The sequence below is a fragment of the Massilia sp. Mn16-1_5 genome (assembly GCF_004798585.1).
Lineage (GTDB): Bacteria > Pseudomonadota > Gammaproteobacteria > Burkholderiales > Burkholderiaceae_D > Telluria.
Genome location: NZ_PPXQ01000026.1, coordinates 49,970 through 55,969 on the forward strand (window position 1 = coordinate 49,970; position 6,000 = coordinate 55,969).

Annotated in this window: 8 protein-coding genes; 3 read left to right on the top strand and 5 right to left on the bottom strand. The window is 66.0% G+C overall.

Annotated elements, in window-relative coordinates; all coding sequences use genetic code 11:
* Window positions 1-136: 136 nt before the first annotated feature.
* The 3 genes from C2862_RS23100 to C2862_RS23110 all read left to right on the top strand — a co-directional run bounded on the left by C2862_RS23100 (window position 137) and on the right by C2862_RS23110 (window position 2,406).
* Entirely contained in the window at window positions 137-880 is a 744-nt protein-coding gene (locus tag C2862_RS23100; protein ID WP_136223082.1) for a glutathione peroxidase, read from the top strand.
* A 28-nt stretch (window positions 881-908) separates the two neighbouring features.
* A complete protein-coding gene (locus C2862_RS23105; protein WP_136223084.1) occupies window positions 909-1,775 on the top strand; it encodes a zinc-dependent peptidase in 867 nt (288 codons plus the stop codon).
* 76 nt (window positions 1,776-1,851) lie between these two features.
* A complete protein-coding gene (locus C2862_RS23110) occupies window positions 1,852-2,406 on the top strand; it encodes a hypothetical protein (RefSeq protein ID WP_136223086.1) in 555 nt (184 codons plus the stop codon).
* 21 nt (window positions 2,407-2,427) lie between these two features.
* Here the strand turns inward: C2862_RS23110 and C2862_RS23115 are convergent, their stop codons facing one another.
* From C2862_RS23115 to otnI, 5 genes are all read right to left on the bottom strand, one after another.
* A complete protein-coding gene (locus tag C2862_RS23115; RefSeq protein WP_136223088.1) occupies window positions 2,428-2,793 on the bottom strand; it encodes a TraR/DksA family transcriptional regulator in 366 nt (121 codons plus the stop codon).
* A 149-nt stretch (window positions 2,794-2,942) separates the two neighbouring features.
* Complete coding sequence (locus C2862_RS23120) at window positions 2,943-3,551, bottom strand: hypothetical protein (RefSeq protein ID WP_229467573.1); 609 nt, start codon at window positions 3,549-3,551, stop codon at window positions 2,943-2,945.
* A gap of 18 nt (window positions 3,552-3,569) precedes the next feature.
* On the bottom strand, window positions 3,570-4,430 hold the full coding sequence (locus tag C2862_RS23130) for a hypothetical protein (RefSeq protein WP_136223092.1): 861 nt from the start codon (window positions 4,428-4,430) through the stop codon (window positions 3,570-3,572).
* A gap of 106 nt (window positions 4,431-4,536) precedes the next feature.
* Window positions 4,537-4,902, bottom strand: coding sequence for a VOC family protein (locus C2862_RS23135; RefSeq protein ID WP_136223094.1), 366 nt, complete (start codon window positions 4,900-4,902; stop codon window positions 4,537-4,539).
* A 35-nt stretch (window positions 4,903-4,937) separates the two neighbouring features.
* A complete protein-coding gene (gene otnI / locus C2862_RS23140) occupies window positions 4,938-5,726 on the bottom strand; it encodes a 2-oxo-tetronate isomerase (protein ID WP_136223096.1) in 789 nt (262 codons plus the stop codon).
* Window positions 5,727-6,000 lie beyond the last annotated feature (274 nt).

Below are 6,000 nucleotides of genomic sequence, written 5' to 3' on the forward strand. Positions count from 1 at the left end.
CGCTGTCGTCATGCAAACGCCGCGCATTTTGCGCGGCGTTTGTCGTTTACACCCACAACATTGAAAACCCGGCAACAAGCCCCACCTGCGGGCGAAGCGGTCACCATGCCGCATCACTCACCCACAAGGAGGCTCCATGCTGCCAAGCGCCGAATCGCTGGAAGGAAAACCCGTACCCCAGGTCACGTTCAAGGCGCGCCCCGACAACCAGTGGCGCGACCTGACGAGCGACGAGCTGTTCAAGGGCAAGACCGTCGTCGTGTTTTCCCTGCCGGGCGCCTACACGCCCACCTGTTCCTCGACTCATTTGCCGCGTTATAACGAACTGGCGCAGGTCTTGCGCGAGAACGGCGTCGACGACATCCTGTGCTTGTCGGTGAACGATGCCTTCGTGATGAACGAGTGGAAAACGGGCCAGGAAGCGGAGGGCATCACCTTCGTCCCCGACGGCAACGGCGACTTTGCGCGCGGCATGGGCATGCTGGTCGACAAACGCGATCTCGGCTTCGGCATGCGCTCCTGGCGCTACTCGATGCTGGTGCGCGACGGCGTCATCGAAAAAATGTTCATCGAGGAAGAGGGCGAGGACGACCCGTTCAAGGTCTCGGATGCCGATACCATGCTCCGTTATATCAATCCCGAGGCGCGCGCTCCGGAGCCGATCGTCATGTTCTCGCGCCCCGGCTGCCCGTTCTGCGCGCGCGCCAAGGCGGCGCTGAAGGAGCGGCGCCTGCGGTATACCGATATTTCGCAAGACCAGAAAATCACCAGCGGGGTGCTGCGCGCCATTACCGGCCGCATGACCTGGCCGCAAGTATTCATCGGCGGGCGCCTGATCGGCGGGGCCGACGAGCTCGACGCGCACCTGGCGGGCGCATGAACGGCACAAGCTGGACGAAGGTGCTCTGATGGAAGCCTTGTTGACGATATCGATCCTGGTGGCAATTGGCTTGCTGGCCTGGGCAGTGCCACGCTGGCGCCTGCGCCGCGCCCTGGCCCGACCGCTCTCGGGCGGCGAGCTTGCCATCCTCGAACGCAATGTCGAACCCTACCGGGCGATGGACGCGGCGCAGCGTACCCGGCTCGAACGCCTGGTGCGGCGCTTCCTGCATGAAAAGACCTTCGTGGGTTGCGCCGGCCTCGAGATCACCGAAGAGATGCGCCTGACGATCGCCGGCCAGGCCTGCCTCTTGCTGCTGGGCGCGCGCGGGGAGGCCGTGTACCCGACCCTGAATGCGGTGCTGGTCTATCCGGGCGCCTTCTTGGTGCCGCGGCGCCAGGTCGACGCGGCGGGCGTGGTCACCGAGGAACGCCAGGACTTGCTGGGCGAATCCTGGGGCGACGGCCGGGTGATCCTGTCCTGGGACCACGTGCGCCGCCCAAGCATGGAGGCGCCGCCTTCGCACAACGTGGTATTGCACGAGTTCGCCCACCAGCTCGACAGCGAATCCGGCACGACCAATGGCGCGCCTTATCTCGGCAGCGCGGAGCGTTACCGCAGCTGGTCGGAAGTGCTGTCGCGCGACTTCGCCGCCCTGCGCCACGACGCTTGGTTCGGCCACGAGGATGTGCTCGACCATTACGGCGCGACCAATCCGGCCGAGTTCTTCGCGGTCGCCACCGAAGCCTTCTTCGAGCAGCCGCATCGCCTGGCTTCCCGCCACCCCGCCTTGTACGAGGAATTCCTCAAGTATTACCGCGTCGACCCGCGGCAGTGGCAGGCCGCGCCGCCGGAACCCCAGTTTGATGAATTTGCCTATGGACAGTGGCGATAAACCGTGTGCGTTTGCGTACAGAGGCCTTAGCCCAGCAGGAGCATGCTTCGGCTAACCAACAATGCAGGAGACTTCCATGTCCACCATTATTGCAGGGCATTTCCAGACCCAGGACGAGGCCGCCGCAGCGTCGGCGGCGCTGGCCCAGGCCGGCTTCACCCAAGAGCGCCTCAGCACCTTCTACCTGAGCCAGGCGGGCCAGCATGACATGACCCCGATCGGCGGCGACAACCTTCATTCCCCGGGCGCCAAGGAAACGCCGAAGGGCGTGGTCCAGGGCGGCGCCACCGGCGGCGCGGTCGGCGCCGTCCTTGGTGCGGCCACGGCCCCGGTCACCGGACCGGCCGGACCCATCGTCGGCGGCCTGGTCGGCGCCCACGTCGGCTCGCTGTTCAGCTTCAGCAAGATGAAGGAGGCGGGCGAAGGCGAGGAGGGCGGCCGCGCCCCGATCGAGCAGCGGGTGGCCGGCATGCTGGTGGCCGTTGCCTTCGACGATGCGGGTGACGAGTCGCGCGCCGTGGATGTATTTCGCCGTCTGGGCGCGGTTCAGATCGAACGCGCCCGCGGGAATATCGTGGACGGCGACTGGGCCGATTTCGATCCCTCGATTCCTCCCGAGATCGTTCACTAAAGACAGCTCACGCGGCGGGCGCTAGCGCTGCTTCTCGTAGCGCGTCTGGCAGGCAATGCACAGGCGCGCTTCGGGCCGTGCCTGCAGGCGCGAAAAGCCGATGTCCGCGCCGCATTCCTCGCACAGCCCGTAACTGCCATCCTCGAATTTCGCCAGCGCCTGGCGCAGCACCTGCATCCGGGCCGCGTGGTGGCCCGCCGCTTCCAGCGCAAGATCGTTCAGGAGGCGCACGGTGGCCTTGTCGGCGGGCGAGGTTTCGACTTCGGAGACGGGCAGGTCGCGCGCGCCGCCCACCGTCTGCGGCTCGTCCGTGCGGCTGAGCGCAGCCAGCTGCGCCTCGAGCGCGGCGCGCAACTGGGCCAGCTGGCCTTGATCGAGCGCGTTCATGGGAAGAGGTGCGTGTGCCGGGGCCGCGCGGCGGCAAGCCGCGCGCAGGCCCGGAGCGAAGAAAAGCCGTTCATTGCTTGCTCCCACATGAACTGGTGTGGGACCAGTGTAGCGCGATGCTCGCCCATTGAACATGGGCGCACAAATGCTTAAGCAGGCTTGCTTGCGGGGGCCTGATGCGTCTTGATGTCCTTCACATGGGTCTGGATCTTCTCGAGCGCCAGGATGATCGGCGCCGCCTGTCCGGTGGCGGCCGCGCCCGCCAGTCCGAGCAGGCCGGCGACCAGGCCGGTGATGTCGCCGATCAGGGCGATCTTGCGGATCTTTTCGGCCGCCGCGCTCGTCAGCGCCACCACGTTCTGCTGCGACTTGCCGAGCGACTTGACGATGAAGGTCGCGGCGTCGGCATACAGGCCGTTGGCGCGCTGGCGCAGCAACAGCTCGTCTTCCAGCAGGGCCCTGGCCGTGGCCTGCACATGGGCCGGCACGGCGCGGCCATCGTAGGCCTTGATGTCGCGCATGATGCGCTCGTGCAGCTGGTCGGCGCAGGCCGAAAGCTGGTCGGCCAGCTCGACGATCTGCGGCACGCTCGCCAGGCCACCCTTGGCGGCAGATGCCTTGGATGCGGCGCCCGCGGCGGCGGCGGCCGGCGCCGGGGTTTGCTCGTCCGTCGTCACGACCGCACCGGCCAGGGCGCCGGCCACCACGTCGGTTGCCGCATCCAGCGGATCGACCTTATTCTTCGCTTCGTTCGCCATGCTGCCCCCTTGAAAAGTTCATTCGCTTGCGAGGCCTTCGCGGATCATCCGCAGGTCGCGTCCGTAATTGCCGAGCATGCGCTTGACGTCTTCCTGCGTCAGCTTGTGCAGGTTTTCGCGCAGCTTCTGGTGCCCGAGCGCCACCTTGGTCAGGCCTTGCAGGGCCAGGTCGTAGCGGCGGTCGATCAGCTTGTACTCGCTGGCCTTGTTCAGGTAATGGACCTTGGCCAGGGTCACCAGCATGCGGTCGTCGCGGCCCTTGGCGAAAGGCAGCTCGACGTCGAAGATGCCGAGGACGGTCTTCTTCTCATTCTCGTTGGTCTTGTAGTAGAGGCGGGTGAGCGAGATCATCGCTTCCAACAGCACCTGCACGTCGGCGTCGCCGTCGCGCACCATGGTCTCGACGCTGCGGTTCTGGTATCCCGAGGCGATCACCCGGGTCAGCAGGCGGGTCAGGCCGGTATAGGCGGCGATATGGCGCTGCTGCAAGCCCGATTCGGCATTGGCTTTGAGGCCGTTTCCGAGGTCGTCGATGCGCTCCGTCAAGTCGTAGCGCGTGTCCCCGGCCAGCAGGCTCAGCGTCTGCATGTAGAGCACGACGGCCTTTTGCACGCTGACGAAGTCTTCATACACGGCGCGGCGCTTGGCGTCGTTCTCGCGTGCCAGCCTGTCGGCCGAGGCAGGGAGATAGGGCTGTTCGCGGTCATAGGTGTCGCGGTAGCGGCGCGACAGCTCGCCATAGCCGCCGAGCTTGGCCGAGGCGTCCGCGAATTCGCGCACCTCCTGCAGGCTGACCTGTCCGCCGGGTGCGGCGCAGCCGCCCAGCACCAGGTTCAGGCCGAACAGGAAGGAAACGAGGGCAAGGCGAAATGTCTTCATCGGGTCCTCTCGAAACGGCAAAGATGCCGGACGGAAAGACCCCATTCTGGCAACGCCGCGTTGCGCGGCGTTGTAGTGGATCAACTAGTGAGCAACAAAGCCTGACTCAGGCGACTTTGCTACGGTCGAAGTGCGGGTTTTCGATGATGCCGAACAGGTTGCCGTAGGGATCGCGCACAGTGGCGACCTTGATGCCCTCGCCGACATCTGCCACCGGCGATTCGACCGTTGCGCCGAGGCCTTCCAGGCGCGCCAGATCGGCGGCGGCATCCGGCGTGCCCCAGTAGGCGGTCGCGCCGGCGCTGCCGGGTACGCCGTCGGGAATCAGGCCGAGCTCGAAGCCGCCCACTTCAAAGCCGACATAGAAGGGCTGGTCGAAGTAGGGCGCCTTGTCGAGCACGCGGCGGTACCACTCGGTCGCCTCGGCCAGCTCGGTGACCGGATAAATGACAGTGCGCAAACCCTGGATCATGACCTTCTCCTTATTGATAAGGAGGCAATGTTGCCTCAGCCGGCAGGGCGTGTCCAGTCCCCGCGCCAGCCCAGTCCTTCGAGGGTGTCGCCGCGCGGGTTGTACTCGCAGCCGATCCAGCCGCCATAGCCGAGTTCGTCGAGCAGGCGGAACAGGTAAGGGTAGTTGATCTCGCCCGTGCCCGGCTCGTGCCGGCCTGGGACGTCGGCCAGCTGGATGTGGCGGATCAGGGGCATCAATGTACGCAAGCTGTTGGCGAGGTCGCCTTCCATGCGCTGCATGTGATAGATGTCGAATTGCAGGAACAGGTTGTCGACGCCGCATTCCTCGATGATGGCGGCGGCCTGGCGCGAACCGGTGAGGAAATAGCCAGGCATGTCGCGGTCGTTGATCGGCTCGATCAGCAGATTGACGCCTTTGTCCTTGAGGGCGGCAGCCGCGAAGCGCAGGTTGGCCACGTAGGTGGCATGGGCGCGCTCATGCGGCACGTTCGGCGGCAGCTTGCCTGCCATGCAGTGCAATTGCTTGACGCCGAGTTCTTCGGCGTAATCGAGGGCCAGTTCGACGCTGTCCTGGAATTCGCCGATGCGACGCGGGTCGCAGGCCATGCCGCGGTCGCCCGCCGCCCAGTCGCCTGGCGGGAAATTGTGCAGGACGAGTTCCAGCTGGTAGCGCGCCAGGCGGCCGGTAATCCACTCCGGTTCGCAGGCATAGGGAAACAGGAATTCGACGGCATCGAAGCCTGCCTCGCGCGCCGCGGCGAAGCGGTCGAGAAAGCTGAGCTCGGTGAACAGCGTGCTCAGGTTGGCAGCGAATTTGGGCATGGCGGTCTCGAATGTTGTCAGCCCGTTATCGTAGCATCCCGGTGCGAAGGCCGCAGGCGGTGGCCAATCGTGTGGCCGCCCCCAAAAAAAAACAGCCCGGATCATCCGGGCTGTTCCTGTCGTGGAGCACGCAAGCGTTTAGCGGTCGCGTCCGCCCTGGCGTGGCGCGCCCGAACGCGGGCCGCGGTTCGCACTGTTGCCGTTGCGATTGCCGCCGCCGGCGCCGGCCGGACGGCCACCGCCGTTGCCAGCCGGACGCGATCCGCCCGCAGGC

What these genes read in the sequence shown, in the direction of transcription:
- otnI (WP_136223096.1), bottom strand. Translation starts at nt 5,726, where the DNA reads ATGCCCAAATTCGCTGCCAACCTGAGCACGCTGTTCACCGAGCTCAGC.
- C2862_RS23110 (WP_136223086.1), top strand. Translation starts at nt 1,852, where the DNA reads ATGTCCACCATTATTGCAGGGCATTTCCAGACCCAGGACGAGGCCGCC.
- C2862_RS23105 (WP_136223084.1), top strand. Translation starts at nt 909, where the DNA reads ATGGAAGCCTTGTTGACGATATCGATCCTGGTGGCAATTGGCTTGCTG.
- C2862_RS23135 (WP_136223094.1), bottom strand. Translation starts at nt 4,902, where the DNA reads ATGATCCAGGGTTTGCGCACTGTCATTTATCCGGTCACCGAGCTGGCC.
- C2862_RS23100 (WP_136223082.1), top strand. Translation starts at nt 137, where the DNA reads ATGCTGCCAAGCGCCGAATCGCTGGAAGGAAAACCCGTACCCCAGGTC.
- C2862_RS23120 (WP_229467573.1), bottom strand. Translation starts at nt 3,551, where the DNA reads ATGGCGAACGAAGCGAAGAATAAGGTCGATCCGCTGGATGCGGCAACC.
- C2862_RS23130 (WP_136223092.1), bottom strand. Translation starts at nt 4,430, where the DNA reads ATGAAGACATTTCGCCTTGCCCTCGTTTCCTTCCTGTTCGGCCTGAAC.
- C2862_RS23115 (WP_136223088.1), bottom strand. Translation starts at nt 2,793, where the DNA reads ATGAACGCGCTCGATCAAGGCCAGCTGGCCCAGTTGCGCGCCGCGCTC.